Here is an 18,086-nt window from a genome sequence, read left to right on the forward strand (position 1 = left end):
GTGGTTAGGAGCCGAACCGGAAAGGAGGAAAACATTTTAGGACCGCGGACGATGGGCTTTGGTTGCACCCCGCGGCGATAATACGCAATTGGCATTGTTGCGTGTTCGCGCTTGCCTAAGCGCTACAAGGGCGGCGTCAGCCCGCGCGCCAAATAGCTTTCCCGCAGATGACCGCGCAAACACTCCGGGCACAGACAGTCGCCGTGACCGTAAGGCAGCGGCAGCACCTGCGGCAGATCCGCGCACCAGCAAGCGCCGTTGGCGCCGCCTTCTCCGCAGCGAAACGCCGCGCCGCAACGCTCGCAGCGTTTGTCCTTTACCTTGGGCCGCAAGGCGATCAGCCGCTGCCACACCGCGCGCTTTTGCTCGTCGTCAAAGCCGGACCAACCGGCGATTTCATCCAAGGTGCGCTGGCAACCCAGGCAATAGGCGCCGCCCTCGTCTAGACGGCAAAGGCCGACACAGGGCGAGGCGGGAGCTGGATACCCCTTCGTCATCAAAAATCCATATTATGTCGCGAAATCAGTTCGCCATTTTAGCGCAAAGCCGCCGCCGGCACGCCGCCGGGGTTGACGCTAATCCGTTTATGCACCAAAAATGGGCCACCGCCTTATTCCTGAGGCGAATATCCAAATAGACAAAGCTAAATAGACAAAGAGAAATCAGGAGAAACTCATGAAAACGCATCTTAGCCTCATCGCCTGCGCCGCGCTGGCCCTGACCGCCTGCGGCAAATCCGAACAAAGCGCCGGCAGCGCGCCGGCCGAGGCCGGCTCCGTCGTGGTTAAAATCGGCTCCGCCAACCCGCTGACCGGGCCTTTCGCCCACTGGGGCCGCGACGCGGACAACGGCGTCAAGCTGGCGGTGGCGGAAGCCAATGCCGAAAAGCTGACTCTGGACGGCAAGCCGGTCACTTTCGAAGTGGTGTCCGAGGATGACCAGGCTGACCCTAAAACCGCCGCCCAGGTGGCGCAACGCCTGGTGGACGGCAAGGTGGCGGGCATCATCGGCCACCTCACCTCCGGCGCCGCCATTCCCGCTTCGCGCATTTACTCCCAGGCCGGCATTCCGATGATCGCCGCCTCGGTCACCAGCCCCAGCTTCACCCAGCAGGGCTTCAAGAACACCTTCCGCATCATCGCCAACGACCGCCAGCAGGGCGAAGCGCTGGCCAAGTACGCGATCGAGACGCTGAAAGCCGGCCGCATTGCCATCGTCGACGACCGCACCACTTACGGCCAGGGCTTGGCCGACGATTTCGCCAAGGCGGTGGAAGCGGCCGGCGGCAAGGTGGTCAAGCGCGAGTTCACCAGCAACAGCGCCACCGACTTCATGGCAATCCTCACCTCGATCAAAGGACAGAAGCCGGACCTTCTGTTCTACGGCGGTATGGACGCGCAGGCCGCGCCCATGGTCAAGCAGATGAACAAGCTGGGTCTGAAAGCCGCCTTCATGGGCGCGGACGGCATTAATACGCCGGAGTTTTCCAAGTTGGGCGGCGACAGCGCGGAAAGCAGCTACGCCTCCAGCGCCGGTGCGCAAAAAGACAAGATGCCGGGCTTCGCCGACTTCAACGGCAAGTACAAACAGCAATTCAACGCCGACATCCAGGCCTACGCGCCCTATACCTACGACGCCGCGCGGGTGATGATCGCCGCGATGAAGCGCGCCGGCTCAGCCGATCCAGCCAAGTACCTGGGCGAACTCCCCAAAACCGACTTCAAGGGCGTAACCGGCGAGATCCGTTTCGACGACAAGGGCGACATTCAGCACGGCACCGTGTCGCTGTATCAATTACGCAAAGGGCAGTGGGTTGGCCTGTAAGCCTTGCACGGCTTAAACCGCGCCCCGCTCCGCACCCCGGCCCTGGCCGGGGTTTTTCTTGATCTCTTGCGATTTTTCTGACAGCGCAAAAAAAAAACCTAGCGCCATATTAAATAAATAGCTATAACTATTTCTTCACAAACTAACATAAGGAGAGGATATGGGCCTGCTTATTTCCCTGATAGCCGGCGGTCTGATCGGCTGGCTCGCCGGCAAGGTCATGGGTGTCAGCGAAGGCGTCATCGCCAATATCGTCATCGGCATCATCGGTTCAGCGCTTGGCCATTGGCTGTTCGGCCGGTTACTGGGCATCGCCTCCGCTTCTGCGGCCGGCTCCTTCTCGCTGCCCGGTCTGGCCTTCGGTATTGCCGGCGCCGCCATCCTTATTTTTTTGCTGAAGAAGATCGGCCTCTTGCGTTGAACGGACAAAGAAAAAGGCGACGCTGAAAGCGTCGCCTTGTTGCTTAGTGCCTCACTGGCTTATTTGGCCGCGGAAGCGTCCTTGGAAGCAGCGCCCCCGCCCACGGTTTCCAGCACTTTCCACTCGCCATTCACCACCTTGTAGACGGTGATGCCCCCGTCTTTCAGGTCGCCCTTGGCATCGTAGGTCCAGCTGCTGGAGGTCACGCCGGAATGCGCTATCTTGGCCAGCACCGGCAGATAGACTTTGGGATCGGTGGAGTTGGCGTCTTTCATTGCCTGGATCAAGGCGCGAGTGGCGTCGTAACCATACGGCGAGTAAGTGGCCACGTCCATCTTGAAACGCGCCTTGTAGCGGCTTTCGTAGTCCTTGCCCTTGGGCATCTGGTCCAGCGGCAGGCCCGCCAGCGAAGCGATGGTGCCGTCGGCTTCCTTGCCAGCCAGTTGCAGGAAGGTCGGAGTCTTGGTCATTTCGCCGGAGATCAGCGGCACGGTCAGGCCCAAGCGCTTCATCTGCTTGGCCATCGGCGCGGATTGCGCGTCGGCGCCGCCGTAGAACACCACGTCCGGCGCGGCGGCCTTGATCGAGGTCAGGATGGCGGCGAAGTCGGTGGCTTTGTCATTGGTGAATTCGCGCTTGACCACATTGCCGCCGGCGGCCTTGGCGGCTTTCTCGAACTCGTCGGCCAGACCCTGGCCGTAAGCGGTGCGGTCGTCGACGATCACCACTTTCTTGGCGCCCAGCTTTTCCACCACGAACTTACCCATCACCGAGCCTTGCTGAGTGTCGGAAGTCATCGAGCGGAAGGTATTCTTGAAGCCCTGCGCGGTAAAGGCCGGCGAAGTGGCCATCGCGATCATCGGAATGCCGGCGTCTGAGTAAATCTTGGAAGCCGGGATGGACGTGCCGGAGTTGAAGTGGCCGATGATGCCGTTCACTTTCTCGTCTACGAACTTCTGCGCCAGTTGGGTGGCGGTTTTGGGATCGGCCTGGTCGTCCTGGGCTTCCAGTTCAAAGCTCACCGGCTTGCCGCCGATGGTGGGCTTCTCGGCGTTGGCGTCTTCAATCGCCAAAGTCACGCCGTTTTTGTATTCTTCGCCGTAGTGCGCTTGCGGGCCAGTCAGCGGCGCCGCGAAGCCGATCTTGACCACGCCGCCGGCGGCGGCTTCGGCCCCGGCGGAGGCTCCGGCTCCCGCCGCGCCCTCTTCTTTCTTGCCACATGCGGACAAGGCGACAGCAGCGGCTACGGCCAGGGAAAGAGTTGTCAGTTTGTTTGCTTGCATCATGTTTCCTCTATTTCTCCAGAGATCCCCATCCATCAATCGTCAGGAATGGGAGTTTGCGGAACCTGTGTAATGTTGTTATGTACATCCCGCCCTATCCGCATAGGAAGGCGAGAGCGGCGGCTGGCGGCATTATTTCAAGGCCGCCAGCTTGTGGCAAGTGGCTTCTTGGACAAACCTCCTGCCGCCCCATGCGCGCCGACGCATGGGAAAATTCGTTTAACACGTGGTTTTGCAAGGCGGGGGGACCGTCGCCGCCGGGATCCGCCTTGCCTTTAGAGCCGCTAACAAAAGCTCGCAGAGAACCTGGGCCAAGGCGCACCGGCGCAGGCAGTACAAGTGGTACGACAAGGCGGCGCGACGCAGGATCAGGGGTTTGGTTAGCGGGTCTTAGTCTCCGATGCTCATCAGGCTGGCGTTGCCGCCCGCCGCGGTAGTATTCACGCTAACCGCGCGCTCGACCACCAGACGGTGCAGATTGTAATGGCCTCGCGCATCGGCGCGCAGCAGCGGCACCAAAGCCCCGTCGCGCTCCGCCAACACACGCTGAGCGGCTTCGGCCTCGGCTTCGGAACCGGAGAACAGCACCGCGCCGACATCAGCCGCCAGCAACACATCGGCGTCCAGCTCCACCAGAGCGCCCAGCTTGGCGGCCAGCCCTCGGCCGGCCTCATTGGTCGGCAGCACCGCGCGGTTGCCAGTGGCGAAGGCCGCCGCCAGTTGTTCCGCCAGCGCCTGTACGGTGGCGGCTTGGCAACCCACCTTCCCGCGAGGCGCGAATTGCAGCGCGTTCCGCTCGCCGGTGGGGCCCGGCAGATTTACCAGGCAGGTCAGCGCACTGTCCTTCCGCGCCGCAGCGATGGCGGACTCCAAGGCTAAGCCCAGGCTGCCGGCAGCAGCTGCTAGCGCGTCCAGCGCCGGCAAGGACAGCGGCAGGGTTGCCGCCGCCAGTTTCGGCTCCCAAGCCGCGCGGCTCAATCGATACAAATAGAACGGGCCGCCGGCCTTGGGGCCGGTGCCGGACTTGCCTTCGCCGCCAAAGGGCTGAACCCCCACCACCGCGCCGACGATGTTGCGGTTGACGTAGACGTTGCCGACCTTGATCTGGCTGACGATGTTGTCGATGGTCTCGTCGATGCGACTATGGATGCCGTGCGTCAGGCCGTAACCGGTGGCATTGATCTCTGCCACCACTTTGTCCAGCTCATTGGCCTCGAAGCGCAACACATGCAATACCGGGCCGAACACTTCCCGCTTCAGTTGCTTGAGATCGGCGATTTCAAACAGGGTGGGCGCCACGAAAGTGCCGTTGGCACAGCTGTCGTCCAGCTTGATCTGGTGAGTGGCGCGGGCGCGGGCCTTCATTTTTTCGATATGAGCCAATAGGCCAGCCTGAGCCTCGGCGTCGATCACCGGGCCGACATCGACATCCAGCTTGGCCGGGTTGCCCACTTTCAACTCATCCATCGCGCCCTTGATCATGGCGATGACTTTGTCGGCGATGTCGTTCTGCAGATAGAGCACGCGCAACGCCGAGCAGCGCTGGCCGGCAGAGTCGAAAGCGGAGCTAAGCACATCGGTGACCACCTGCTCCGGCAACGCCGAGCTATCCACGATCATCGCGTTCTGGCCACCTGTTTCGGCTACCAGAACCGGATCGCCGCCGCGCTTGGCCAGCGTGCGGTTGATGATCTGCGCCACTTCGGTGGAACCGGTAAAGATCACCCCCTGGACGCGCGGATCAGCGGCCAGCGCCGCGCCCACCACTTCACCGCGGCCCGGCAACAATTGCAGCGCCGCGCGCGGCACGCCGGCTTCGTGCAACAAGCGCACAGCATGCGCGGCGATCAGGCTGGTCTGCTCCGCCGGCTTGGCCAGCACTGCGTTGCCGGCCGCCAGCGAGGCCACCACCTCGCCGATGAAGATGGCCAGCGGGAAGTTCCACGGGCTGATGCACACCACCGGGCCCAGCGGACGGTGGCTGGCGTTGTCGAATTCGTCTTCGATCTGCGCCGCGTAGTAACGGCAGAAGTCCACAGCCTCGCGCACCTCGGCAATCGCGTTGGCCAGCGTCTTGCCTGCCTCACGAACCGCCAGGCCCATCAACGCCGGCATCTGGTCTTCCATCAGGTCGGCCATCCGTTTCAGGCAGGCGGCGCGCTCGGCCACCGGCGTGGCGGCCCAATCGGTAGCACCCTGCTGTGCCAGGTTCAGCGCGCGCTCCACGTCCGCCGCGCTTGCCTCGATCACGCGGCCAACCAGATCGTCGTGGTCGGCCGGATTGCGCACCGGCTGCACTTCGCCGTCGGTGACGTCGCCGTCGCCCAGCATCGGGAAGGCGCCCCACTGCTGCTTCTCGGACGCTTGCAGGCCCAGTTGCAAGGTGGCCAACACGTGCTCGCTGGACAAATCCAGGCCCTTAGAGTTTTGGCGTTGCTGCCCATACAACTCCAGCGGCGCCGGAATTTTCTTGTGCGGCTGGCCGCCGTGACGCGCGGCCTCGGCCACAGGGTCCGCCACCAGTTCGTCTATGGATACCGCCTCGTCCACGATGCGGTTGACGAAGGAACTGTTGGCGCCGTTTTCCAGCAGACGGCGCACCAGGTAGGCCAGCAGGGTTTCATGCGAACCCACCGGCGCGTAGATGCGGCAGGCCTTGCCCAGCTTGTCCTTGCCCACCACTTGGTCGTACAGGGTTTCACCCATGCCGTGCAAGCACTGGAATTCGTAATCCTTGCCGGATGCCAGGTTAAACACCGCGGCCAGGCTATAAGCGTTGTGCGTGGCGAACTGCGGATAGATCGCATCCTGCGCAGACAACAGCTTCTTGGCGCATGCGAGGTAGGCCACGTCGGTGTAGACCTTGCGGGTATAGACCGGGTAGCCCGGCAAGCCGTCCACCTGAGCGCGCTTGATCTCCGCGTCCCAGTAAGCGCCTTTAACCAGACGCACCATGAAACGGTGATTGGTGCGACGCGCCAGATCGATCAGGAAATCGATCACATAGGGACAGCGCTTCTGATAGGCCTGCACTACAATGCCGATGCCCTCAAAGCCGTCCAGATCCGGATCGTTGGCCAACGCCTCCACCAGATCCATGGAGATTTCCAGGCGGTCGGCTTCTTCTGCATCGATGTTCAAACCGATATCGTACTGCTTGGCCAACAGGAACAAGCCCTTCAGACGCGGCAGCAACTCGGCCATCATCCGTTCGTGCTTGATGCGGCTGTAGCGCGGGTGGATAGCGGACAGCTTCACCGAAATGCCGGGGCCGTCGTAAATCCCGCGGCCGGCTGAGGCCTTGCCGATGGCGTGAATGGCGGTCACATAGTCTTGCAGATAGCGCTGCGCGTCGGCCTCGGTCATCGCCGCCTCGCCCAGCATGTCGTAACTGAAGCGATAGCCGCGCGCCTCTCGCTCGCTGCCGTTGGCCAGCGCCTCCTCTATGGTTTCGCCAGTCACGAACTGCTTGCCCAGCATACGCATCGCCATATCCACGCCTTTGCGGATCAGCGGCTCGCCGCCTTTGGCGATCAAGCGGGTCATCGCCGCCGACAAACCATTCGCGCTGTGCGAAGCCACCAGCTTGCCGGTCACCAGCAAACCCCAAGCCGCCGCATTGACGAACAAGGAGGCGCTATTGCCCAAGTGGGCTTTCCAATCGCCACGCGAAATCTTGTCGCGGATCAGCTTGTCCGCTGTCTCGCGATCAGGGATGCGCAGTAGCGCTTCAGCCAGACACATCAGGGCAATGCCTTCGGCGCTATCCAAAGAAAACTCATGCATCAAGGCATCCACTCCGCTGGACTTGGTGCGCTCGCGGCGCACCTCCGCCACTAGACGTCGCGCCAGATCCTGAACCGCCTTGACTTCGCCGTCGCTCATCGCCGCCTGCGGCAACAGCGCCTGCACGCACTCGCGCTCGTCGCGGCGATAGGCAGAAGTAATGGCATCCCGCAGCGCCGACTGGCTATGGGCAAATGCGTCGAATTGCATGAATCATCTCCGTGTAGTTTGCAGCACCGGGCTATCTCTTTTCATTAGTGCCCGGAAAATTTGTCTATTGTATACAAATACAAATAGATTGCTGGACAATATGAAGGAAACTTTTCAGCCCACAATCTCATCACAAACAAATTCAACTCGAACAAGTAGTTAGCCCCCTAGACCTCGCCATTGCTACCATCGCACTGTTGCATGCCAACAACTTAGAATCGGCGCCAAGCGCCCATATCGCACATGCCAAGGCCGTAGCAACGTGCCACAATGCCGCCCTAACCCTCTTCATCATAGGCAAACCATCATGCAAACCGTATTGATCACTTTGAACGCCAGCCCCTATGGCGACGAACGCGCACTCTCCGCACTGCGTCTGACGCTTACGCTGGCGCAGCAAGCCGAGCGCTGCCGGGTGCGGTTATTCCTGCTGTCCGACGCCGTAGTCACCGCATTGAAAAATCAGAAAACCGCCCAAGCGCCCACCCTGGGAGAAATGTTGACCGAAGCAATGGAACTGGGCGCGGAGGCACGCGTCTGCCGCACTTGCGCCGACGCGCGGGGGATTCATGAGGATTTGCTGCTGGCGGGCGTCAAGATCGGCACCATGCCGGAGTTGGCGGAGTGGACACTCTCCGCGGATAAGACACTCAGCTTCTAAACCCCTGCCGCAATGCAAATGCAAAAAGCCCAGACCGATTGGTCTGGGCTTTTACATGGGGCGCCTGGCAATGTCCTACTTTCACATGGCGAATGCCACACTATCATCGGCGCTAAGGCGTTTCACGGTCCTGTTCGGGATGGGAAGGCGTGGGACCGCCCCGCTAGTGTCGCCAGGCATAAAGTGTATTGCTTCCCTTGGGAAGCGAAACACCAAGTATTGGACTTGGTGTTATCGTATAAGGCGTCTGGCGGTGTCCTACTTTCACATGGCGAATGCCACACTATCATCGGCGCTAAGGCGTTTCACGGTCCTGTTCGGGATGGGAAGGCGTGGGACCACCTCGCTATGGCCACCAGACATAAACTGGTACAAACTAGAAGAAGCCTGAGTTGATGTTTCATCAACCCACATATATTCGGTATTCAATTGTGTCGCACAACCACTATCTCATCGTCTCTCGGTTACCCAAGACACTCAAATGATAGGATCAAGCCTCACGAGCAATTAGTATCGGTTAGCTTAATGCCTCACAGCGCTTCCACACCCGACCTATCAACGTCCTGGTCTCGAACGACTCTTCAGGAGGGTCAAGCCCTCAGGGAAGTCTCATCTTCAGGCGAGTTTCCCGCTTAGATGCTTTCAGCGGTTATCTCTTCCGCACTTAGCTACCCGGCAATGCGACTGGCGTCACAACCGGTACACCAGAGGTGCGTCCACTCCGGTCCTCTCGTACTAGGAGCAGCCCCCGTCAAACTTCCAACGCCCACTGCAGATAGGGACCAAACTGTCTCACGACGTTTTGAACCCAGCTCACGTACCACTTTAAATGGCGAACAGCCATACCCTTGGGACCGGCTACAGCCCCAGGATGTGATGAGCCGACATCGAGGTGCCAAACACCGCCGTCGATGTGAACTCTTGGGCGGTATCAGCCTGTTATCCCCGGAGTACCTTTTATCCGTTGAGCGATGGCCCTTCCATTCAGAACCACCGGATCACTATGTCCTGCTTTCGCACCTGCTCGACTTGTCGGTCTCGCAGTTAAGCTACCTTTTGCCATTGCACTATCAGCACGATTTCCGACCGTACCTAGGTAACCTTCGAACTCCTCCGTTACACTTTGGGAGGAGACCGCCCCAGTCAAACTGCCTACCATGCACTGTCCCCAATCCGGATCACGGACCAAGGTTAGAACCTCAAACACACCAGGGTGGTATTTCAAGGACGGCTCCATGAGAACTAGCGTTCCCACTTCATAGCCTCCCACCTATCCTACACAAGTCTGTTCAAAGTCCAATGCAAAGCTACAGTAAAGGTTCACGGGGTCTTTCCGTCTAGCAGCGGGGAGATTGCATCTTCACAAACACTTCAACTTCGCTGAGTCTCAGGAGGAGACAGTGTGGCCATCGTTACGCCATTCGTGCGGGTCGGAACTTACCCGACAAGGAATTTCGCTACCTTAGGACCGTTATAGTTACGGCCGCCGTTTACTGGGGCTTCGATCAAGAGCTTGCACCCCATCACTTAACCTTCCAGCACCGGGCAGGCGTCACACCGTATACGTCCACTTTCGTGTTGGCACAGTGCTGTGTTTTTGTTAAACAGTCGCAGCCACCGATTCTCTGCGACCTCTCAAAGCTCCTCCCGCGGGGGATTCACTCTAAGAGGCATACCTTCTCCCGAAGTTACGGTATCAATTTGCCGAGTTCCTTCTCCTGAGTTCTCTCAAGCGCCTTAGAATTCTCATCCTGCCCACCTGTGTCGGTTTGCGGTACGGTTCTTATGCAGCTGAAGCTTAGTGGCTTTTCCTGGAAGCGTGGTATCAGTCACTTCAGGTCCGTAGACCCTCGTCATCACGTCTCGGCCTTAAGGGAAGGCGGATTTGCCTACCTCCCCAGCCTACCGGCTTAAACAGACTATTCCAACAGTCTGATGACCTAACCTTCTCCGTCCCCACATCGCACTGCATAAAAGTACGGGAATTTTAACCCGTTTCCCATCGACTACGCTTTTCAGCCTCGCCTTAGGGGCCGACTCACCCTACGCCGATGAACGTTGCGTAGGAAACCTTGGGCTTTCGGCGAGCGGGCTTTTCACCCGCTTTATCGCTACTCATGTCAGCATTCGCACTTCTGATATCTCCAGCATCCCTTACGAGACACCTTCTCAGACCTACAGAACGCTCCCCTACCATCTGCACTTACGTGCAAATCCGCAGCTTCGGTTATCAGTTTGAGCCCCGTTACATCTTCCGCGCAGGACGACTCGACCAGTGAGCTATTACGCTTTCTTTAAATGATGGCTGCTTCTAAGCCAACATCCTGGCTGTCTAGGCCTTCCCACTTCGTTTACCACTTAACTGATCATTTGGGACCTTAGCTGGCGGTCTGGGTTGTTTCCCTCTTGACGATGGACGTTAGCACCCACCGTCTGTCTCCCATGCTCGCACTTTCCGGTATTCAGAGTTTGCCATGGTTTGGTAAATCGCAATGACCCCCTAGCCATAACAGTGCTTTACCCCCGGAAGTGATACATGAGGCACTACCTAAATAGTTTTCGGGGAGAACCAGCTATCTCCGAGTTTGTTTAGCCTTTCACCCCTATCCACAGCTCATCCCCTAGTTTTGCAACACTAGTGGGTTCGGACCTCCAGTGCGTGTTACCGCACCTTCATCCTGGCCATGGATAGATCACTCGGTTTCGGGTCTACGCCCAGCAACTAAAACGCCCTATTCGGACTCGGTTTCCCTACGCCTCCCCTATTCGGTTAAGCTCGCTACTGAACGTAAGTCGCTGACCCATTATACAAAAGGTACGCAGTCACGGAACAAGTCCGCTCCCACTGTTTGTATGCATCCGGTTTCAGGTTCTATTTCACTCCCCTCCCGGGGTTCTTTTCGCCTTTCCCTCACGGTACTGGTTCACTATCGGTCGATCATGAGTATTTAGCCTTGGAGGATGGTCCCCCCATCTTCAGACAGGATTTCTCGTGTCCCGCCCTACTTATCGTACGCCTAGTCCTTGGAATGTGTTTTCGTGTACGGGGCTATCACCCACTATGGCGGTCCTTTCCATGAACCTTCCACTAACACAATCCATAACACGTACAGGCTCTTCCGCGTTCGCTCGCCACTACTAACGGAATCTCGGTTGATTTCTTTTCCTGCAGCTACTTAGATGTTTCAGTTCGCTGCGTTCGCCTCCTCGTGCCTATGTATTCAGCACGGGATCTCCTTGCGGAGGGGTTTCCCCATTCGGACATCGCGGGATCAAAGCTCTATTGCCAGCTCCCCCGCGCTTTTCGCAGGCTTACACGTCCTTCTTCGCCTATGATCGCCAAGGCATCCACCAGATGCACTTAGTCGCTTGACCCTATCATTTCAGTAACCTGGATCACTAAAACAACAAGTTGTGTTTGTGCGACGACTACACCGCCCCTTTTGATATGGCGACGTAGCCTAGATACAATCAAATACCCAAGATGACGATCCAGCCAATGAAGAGTTAACTCCATCGTCCTTCTCGCCGTCTTTATATATTCGGCTTCTTCAGTTTGTTAAAGATCAGTGCGTTTAAACAACGCGATCACAGTACTCATTAAGCACTCTGATCGCGACACTCAAACTCGCGAATAACCGATAGGCTGTAAGTACTCGATCAACAACCTTCTCTAGAAAGGAGGTGATCCAGCCGCAGGTTCCCCTACGGCTACCTTGTTACGACTTCACCCCAGTCATGAATCCCACCGTGGTAAGCGGCCTCCTTACGGTTAGCCTACCCACTTCTGGTGAAACTCACTCCCATGGTGTGACGGGCGGTGTGTACAAGACCCGGGAACGTATTCACCGCAGCATGCTGATCTGCGATTACTAGCGATTCCGACTTCACGCACTCGAGTTGCAGAGTGCGATCCGGACTACGATCGGTTTTATGAGATTGGCTCCACCTCGCGGCTTCGCGACCCTCTGTACCGACCATTGTATGACGTGTGAAGCCCTGGTCATAAGGGCCATGAGGACTTGACGTCATCCCCACCTTCCTCCGGTTTGTCACCGGCAGTCCCATTAGAGTGCCCAACTTAATGATGGCAACTAATGGCAAGGGTTGCGCTCGTTGCGGGACTTAACCCAACATCTCACGACACGAGCTGACGACAGCCATGCAGCACCTGTGTTAACGCTCCCTTTCGGGCACCACCACATCTCTGCGGCGTTCGTTACATGTCAAGACCAGGTAAGGTTTTTCGCGTTGCATCGAATTAATCCACATCATCCACCGCTTGTGCGGGTCCCCGTCAATTCCTTTGAGTTTTAACCTTGCGGCCGTACTCCCCAGGCGGTCAACTTCTCGCGTTAGCTTCGCTACCAAGGATTCAAACCCCCAACAGCTAGTTGACATCGTTTAGGGCGTGGACTACCAGGGTATCTAATCCTGTTTGCTCCCCACGCTTTCGTGCATGAGCGTCAGTGTCATCCCAGGGGGCTGCCTTCGCCATCGGTATTCCTCCGCATCTCTACGCATTTCACTGCTACACGCGGAATTCTACCCCCCTCTGACGCACTCTAGTCGTGCAGTCTCCAATGCCGTTCCCAGGTTAAGCCCGGGGCTTTCACATCAGACTTGCACAACCGCCTGCGCACGCTTTACGCCCAGTAATTCCGATTAACGCTTGCACCCTACGTATTACCGCGGCTGCTGGCACGTAGTTAGCCGGTGCTTATTCTTCCGGTACTCTCAGCCCCAGTAGGTATTAACCACTGGGATTTGCTCCCGGACAAAAGTCCTTTACAACCCGAAGGCCTTCTTCAGACACGCGGCATGGCTGGATCAGGCTTGCGCCCATTGTCCAAAATTCCCCACTGCTGCCTCCCGTAGGAGTCTGGGCCGTGTCTCAGTCCCAGTGTGGCGGATCATCCTCTCAGACCCGCTACTGATCGAAGCCTTGGTGAGCCTTTACCCCACCAACTAGCTAATCAGACATCGGCTGCTCGTATAACGTGAGGCCTTACGGTCCCCCACTTTCCCCCTCAGGGCGTATGCGGTATTAATCCGGCTTTCGCCGAGCTATCCCCCATTACACGGTACATTCCGATGCATTACTCACCCGTTCGCCACTCGTCAGCGGTGCAAGCACCCTGTTACCGTTCGACTTGCATGTGTAAAGCATGCCGCCAGCGTTCAATCTGAGCCAGGATCAAACTCTTCAGTTCAATTCCAAGCAAATTTTCTGGCACGCAAGATCAAAGAAACATCGAGACATTTCTCGTCTTGCAGTGCAAGTGTTTGGTCATCGACCGAGCACTTACACCTATCGGTTATTCGTTCTGTTAAAGATCAGTGCAGATCGCTGCGTTTCGTTTCCGTCGCTGCGTTGTCTGCTGAGGAGGCGAACTATACGTCACGACCCCACACCCGTCAACACCTTTCTGCACAAAAAACCACTACTTTCAGCTAAGCCATTGAATCTCAATAACACTGCCAACAACTGCAAGCGCTCAGCCTGTGCCAAACCGGTCGGAAGCCGACGGCAGCGGCCTCACTTCCTGCAGTTTCTGGTAGTCGACATGGTCGTTTTCTTCGGCGTCGGTATAGATCAGATCGGCGAAAGCATGGTTCCAGCGGATGTCCTGATGCGAAAAGGTATGGCGCGCCACCATCGGTTGCACGGTAGTTTCGTCGATCCCGTTGATGGACAGAATCAGCTGCGCGCGAACAGCTGCCAACGATTCGGCGTCGTGCCCATATAAGGGACTCCCCTCCTCCAGCTTGTGCACCAGCGTCCAGCCGAGCACGAACATAGGATGCTGGTCGCGCACCAGCTCCAAGTCATGAAGCTTGCGGAAGCTCACGCCTTCTGCGCTGACTTCATGCTGCAACAAGCGCAAGCGGGCGCTGGCGTCGATGATCACATTATTTCTGGCATTGGCCGCGCGTAGCATCAGCGCGGGTTTGCCGTCCAACAAGCGCACAACTGGGCTATGGGTAAAAACGATACGCGCCCTGGGCCGCGAAAAGCGGGCGAAGGTGACGCCGGTGATCAGCGCGATGCTCATCATGCCGATGAAGATTTCCAGCATCGAAACCCAGTGGGCGTACAGGCTTTGCGGGTGCATATCGCCGTAGCCCACCGTGGCCAGCGTTTCGACACTAAAGAAGAAGGCGCCAAGGAAACCCGGCGGATATTGATTAGCGATGCCGCCCGCCTTCGCCTGGTAGAGGCCGGCGAACAATAGATTCAGCGCGATGAAAGCAGCGGCGATGAAAAGATAGAAGCGCGGCCAGCTGATGGTCATGCAGAAATGGTAGAGGTCTTGCAGGAAGTGGCGGGGCACGCTGTGAAGATAGACGCTGCGGCCCCCTACCTCTACGCGCCGAGCCGGCTTGTTACCGCGGGAAGTCATGAATGGCCAACCCGTTCTTGAGGTGGGAATGGCTGATTGTGTGAAGATCACGAACCGGAGTCAATGCCCCCGGCAATCGTCGGCGCCCTTGGAACGCGCGCAGTCGGCCGGGCATCGCTTCTATATATTGCCAAGCGCGGCGGACATGAAACGCTCCCCTAGCTCAGCGACAACAGGGACACCACCCGGTAGCGGCTGACGCCGATCAGGGCCGGCACCAACTCATAGAAGTTGCGATATCCATCCGGCTGATTCAGACGGGCGTTGAAGTCGGAAACGAACTGACTAGCCCAGCTCTGTTCATTCATATGCGACAACTGCTCGATGGAGTGTTGCGCCTCTGCGATCGCGCCATTGATGGCCGCTCGGGTTTGCTGCAGTTGACCGATGGAGCGCACCACGCTTTGCAAAGCCTGACGTACTTGGGCGTGATCGTTTACCTTCCAGCGCTCCGGCTGAAAAGCCTCGGCCTCGGGCTGCAGCTTAAGCCGCTGCGGAATGCCGCCGGGGAAACGGATGCCCCCGCCGCGCACGGACATGCGCTCACTGAGCGCTCCCCATTGCGATTCCGGCACGCTGAATGCCAATTGCCCGTCTTCATTCATCTCAGCGCGCACGCCGCTGGCGGCGAGACCGCGATTGAAGCGGCGCAGAATATCTTCTTCGCCGGACGCTCCGCCCACTTGCACCGACGCCGGGGCTACGCCGGACTCTCCGGTGGAGAACACCAGGGTTTCCACTTGCCCGCCGGACAAGGCCGCCAGTTCCAAGCCTTTGACGGTGAAGCTCTGGCGCGCGTCGGCGGCTAGATGGAAACGCAACTGTCCATCCAGGCTGCCGCCGCTAACGGTCTGGCGCTTGCGCCACTGTTCGTTGAGTTGCTCCAACTGGCGCTGCAGATCGCCTTGATTCAGCTGGCGCTGAGTCAGTTCGCGGCTTAGCCCGGACTTAACGCCTTCCAGCTGATCGATCAGACCATCGACAAAGGACAATGCCTGCTGCGCCGAGGTCAGCTGCTCGTTGAGCTGAGCGCTATAGCGCCAACCCGAGGCCGGCGCGCCGCGCACTTGCGCGGCCGGTTGCGCCTGCGACGCGGGCGCGCGTTCAATCACGCTGGCGGCGGCAACCGCGCCGGCGTCCTTGCCCCAGCGTTTGCCGCTTTGTTTGACGTTGACCGAGGAAATCGGGGTGTTCATGCCGCTCTCGATCAAATCACGTCAAACAAAGACAACTGGCTGACGCGGCCATAGGCTTTTTGGCTGGCTTGCAGCGCCATGGTGTAGCCGTTCATTTGAATGAAAGCGTCGGCGTAATCCAGGCCGCCCAACTTGGTCATGGTCTGTTTATTGGACAGGCTGACGTTATCGTGATTGAGCGCCAGCGTTTTCATGATGTTCTGCGTGCCGCCCAGTTGGGCGATCTTGCTGGAGATGCCTTCCAGCGCCTTGTCGCTGGCGTTCATCGCGCTGCGGATGTCAGCGGCGACGGTTGGATCCTTATTGTCCAGCGCGGGGTCTTCCAGCCGGCTTATGGTTTTGTCCAGCTGATTGAGGATGTCCGCCATGTTTTCCAGGGTGACGTTAGAGGCTTGGGTAATGCCGTCGCCCACCACCACTTGCTGCTTATCCGTGTTGCCGGTAAAGCTGTAGCGGCTGCCCGCCGGCTTAGTCTCGTCGTAAGCGAGGGCCGCCACAGCCGGCTTGGAGCCGGAGAACATGTAGCGGCCTTCGGCATCCTTGGTATTGGCCGAGTAGAACAGACTTTCGCGCAGGCTGCGCAGCGGCGTCGCCATCGCCTTGAGATCGTCCTCCGGCGGGTTGTTGGCGGCCGCGGTCAGCAGGTCCTTGGCGTCGCGGATGTCCAGGCTAATGCTATCCAGGATGGATTCGTTCTTGGACAGCGCGGAGCTGAGCGCGCCGATGTTTTGCTGATACTGGTCCAGCGCGGCTTCTTCACGCTGCAAGCGCAACAGGCGCACGCTGGCGATGGGGTCGTCCGACGGGGCCAGCAGCCGATCGCCGCTGGACATGCGCTGCAGCAACTCGGCCAGCGCGGAGTTGCTGGTCTGCATCGCCAATTGCATGGTGGACAGGTATTGATTGCTGGAAACGCGCATGCTGTCTTCCTTACAAGATGGACAAGGTGCTTTCGAACAGCTGGTTCGCCACGCTGATCACCTTCATATTGGCCTGGTACATTTTCTGGAACTCCAGCAGGTTCATCGCCTCTTCATCGCGATTGACGCCGCTGGTATTGTGCCAACTCTTTTCCGCTTCGGCGCGGATCACCTTGGCGCTTTCCAGACCGGATTTGTTCTGTTTGCTGCTAACCGCCAACTTGCCCACCATTTGCGAGTAAGCGTCGCCAATGGTGACGGCACCGACGCCGGGCATGGTGATCTTTTGCTGTTGCAGTCCGATCACCGCCAGCAGGTTGCTATTGTCGCCGGGCTTGGCCGGATCGCCGGAAAAGCCTAATTCGGCGGAGGTGATGCCGCTGGTTTTCAAAATGCCGTTGACGCCGGAAGCGTCGTAGACGAACAGCGGCTTACCCGGTTGGCCGTTGCTGTCGTAGCCCAGCGCCAACTGGTCGTTGATGCGCTGAGCCACTTCGCTGGCCAGGGTTTTCACCTGGGCGCGCATCGGGCGCACCGTCTGCAGTTCGTATTGATTCAGGCCGCCCAGCTGGCCGCCGAGGCCGTCGCCGGCCAGGGTGTATTTGTCCTTGGCGAAGTTCAGCGTCAGCACTTGGCTGCCGTCCGGCTGGCTGGTATTGCTCAACGTGGCCGCCTGGGTGTCCGCCACCAGCGGCAGGCCGCTCTTCAGGCTGACGTTTTTGCTGCCGTCCGGCTGCGACACCACCCGCACTTCCACCAGGGTGGACAACGCATCGATCTGACGATCGCGCTCATCCTCCAAGCCGGAGGTATTGGTGCCGACGGCCTTGCCGGCCGCGATCTTGGCGTTGAGATCGGCGATATTGGACGTTGAACTGTTGATCTGGGTGACCGTGGCGGAGCGTTGCTCGGCGATGGCCGCCAGTTGCGAGCCGAACACTTTGTCCAGGTTGTTGAAACGCTGCGCCAGCGCTTCGGCGCTGCGGATCACCGGATCGCGCATCGCGTCGCCGGACAGGCTGGCGGCGCTGAGCGCCTGGAAGAACTGATCAAAGCCGGCGGACAGGCTGCTGCCGTCGCGGCCCATCACTTGCTCCAACTGGCCGAAGTAAGGATTCTGCGCCACCAGTTCGCCCTGGCTGGACGCCGCCTGCCACAGCTGCAGGTTTTTGAAGTCGTCGTTGAAGCGGCGCACCGCGTTGACCACCACGCCGGAGCCGGCGCTGTATGGGTCGCCGCTGCCGGGCATCAGCGCGGTCAAGACCACGCCCTGACGCGAGTAGCCCGGGGTCATCTGGTTGGCGATGTTCTGGCTGACGGCGTTCAGCGCGGCCTGGGAGGCGACGGCGCCGGTCAGCGCGTTGTCTATCATGCGCATGGC

General features: G+C 58.8%; 10 protein-coding genes and 4 rRNA genes. 3 read left to right on the forward strand and 11 right to left on the reverse strand.

The window, feature by feature from the left end; translation table 11 throughout:
- Positions 1–122: 122 nt before the first annotated feature.
- Entirely contained in the window at positions 123–497 is a 375-nt protein-coding gene (locus GYH29_RS14120; RefSeq protein WP_039754639.1) for a cysteine-rich CWC family protein, read from the reverse strand.
- A gap of 178 nt (positions 498–675) precedes the next feature.
- On the opposite strand from GYH29_RS14120, the gene GYH29_RS14125 reads away from it, so the two are divergent.
- Complete coding sequence (locus tag GYH29_RS14125) at positions 676–1,824, forward strand: branched-chain amino acid ABC transporter substrate-binding protein (protein ID WP_019101227.1); 1,149 nt, start codon at positions 676–678, stop codon at positions 1,822–1,824.
- A gap of 160 nt (positions 1,825–1,984) precedes the next feature.
- On the forward strand, positions 1,985–2,245 hold the full coding sequence (locus tag GYH29_RS14130; protein WP_019101228.1) for a GlsB/YeaQ/YmgE family stress response membrane protein: 261 nt from the start codon (positions 1,985–1,987) through the stop codon (positions 2,243–2,245).
- Positions 2,246–2,304: 59 nt separating this feature from the next.
- On the opposite strand, the gene GYH29_RS14135 is transcribed toward GYH29_RS14130, so the two are convergent.
- Both GYH29_RS14135 and putA read right to left on the reverse strand, forming a co-directional pair.
- The gene (locus tag GYH29_RS14135; RefSeq protein ID WP_043592895.1) at positions 2,305–3,528 is read right to left on the reverse strand and encodes a branched-chain amino acid ABC transporter substrate-binding protein; all 1,224 of its coding nucleotides are present in this window, start codon (positions 3,526–3,528) and stop codon (positions 2,305–2,307) included.
- A 390-nt stretch (positions 3,529–3,918) separates the two neighbouring features.
- Positions 3,919–7,524, reverse strand: coding sequence for a trifunctional transcriptional regulator/proline dehydrogenase/L-glutamate gamma-semialdehyde dehydrogenase (gene putA / locus GYH29_RS14140; RefSeq protein ID WP_161523989.1), 3,606 nt, complete (start codon positions 7,522–7,524; stop codon positions 3,919–3,921).
- Between the two features lie 307 nt (positions 7,525–7,831).
- On the opposite strand from putA, the gene GYH29_RS14145 reads away from it, so the two are divergent.
- Positions 7,832–8,185 (forward strand): DsrE/DsrF/TusD sulfur relay family protein, encoded by a 354-nt coding sequence (locus tag GYH29_RS14145; protein WP_043592893.1) that lies wholly within the window; start codon positions 7,832–7,834, stop codon positions 8,183–8,185.
- Positions 8,186–8,247: 62 nt separating this feature from the next.
- Here the strand turns inward: GYH29_RS14145 and rrf (GYH29_RS14150) are convergent.
- The 8 genes from rrf (GYH29_RS14150) to flgK form a co-directional block, all read right to left on the reverse strand.
- Positions 8,248–8,362, reverse strand: a 5S ribosomal RNA gene (rrf, locus tag GYH29_RS14150).
- Positions 8,363–8,430: 68 nt separating this feature from the next.
- Positions 8,431–8,545, reverse strand: a 5S ribosomal RNA gene (rrf, locus tag GYH29_RS14155).
- A gap of 126 nt (positions 8,546–8,671) precedes the next feature.
- Positions 8,672–11,560: ribosomal RNA gene (locus GYH29_RS14160) — 23S ribosomal RNA — on the reverse strand.
- Positions 11,561–11,862: 302 nt separating this feature from the next.
- Positions 11,863–13,398: ribosomal RNA gene (locus GYH29_RS14165) — 16S ribosomal RNA — on the reverse strand.
- Together the 16S, 23S and 5S rRNA genes form the textbook arrangement of a ribosomal RNA operon.
- Before the next feature lie 285 nt (positions 13,399–13,683).
- On the reverse strand, positions 13,684–14,589 hold the full coding sequence (locus tag GYH29_RS14170; protein ID WP_043594412.1) for an ion channel: 906 nt from the start codon (positions 14,587–14,589) through the stop codon (positions 13,684–13,686).
- Positions 14,590–14,747: 158 nt separating this feature from the next.
- Positions 14,748–15,785 carry a hypothetical protein gene (locus tag GYH29_RS14175; protein ID WP_039755780.1) on the reverse strand — a complete coding sequence of 346 codons (1,038 nt, stop codon included), beginning with the start codon at positions 15,783–15,785 and terminating at the stop codon, positions 14,748–14,750.
- An 11-nt stretch (positions 15,786–15,796) separates the two neighbouring features.
- Entirely contained in the window at positions 15,797–16,705 is a 909-nt protein-coding gene (flgL, locus tag GYH29_RS14180) for a flagellar hook-associated protein FlgL (RefSeq protein ID WP_161523990.1), read from the reverse strand.
- A gap of 10 nt (positions 16,706–16,715) precedes the next feature.
- Positions 16,716–18,083, reverse strand: a complete 1,368-nt coding sequence (flgK, locus tag GYH29_RS14185) for a flagellar hook-associated protein FlgK (RefSeq protein WP_161523991.1) — start codon at positions 18,081–18,083, stop codon at positions 16,716–16,718.
- Positions 18,084–18,086 lie beyond the last annotated feature (3 nt).

Source organism: Chromobacterium haemolyticum, assembly GCF_009936155.1.
In the GTDB taxonomy this organism is placed as follows: domain Bacteria; phylum Pseudomonadota; class Gammaproteobacteria; order Burkholderiales; family Chromobacteriaceae; genus Chromobacterium; species Chromobacterium haemolyticum.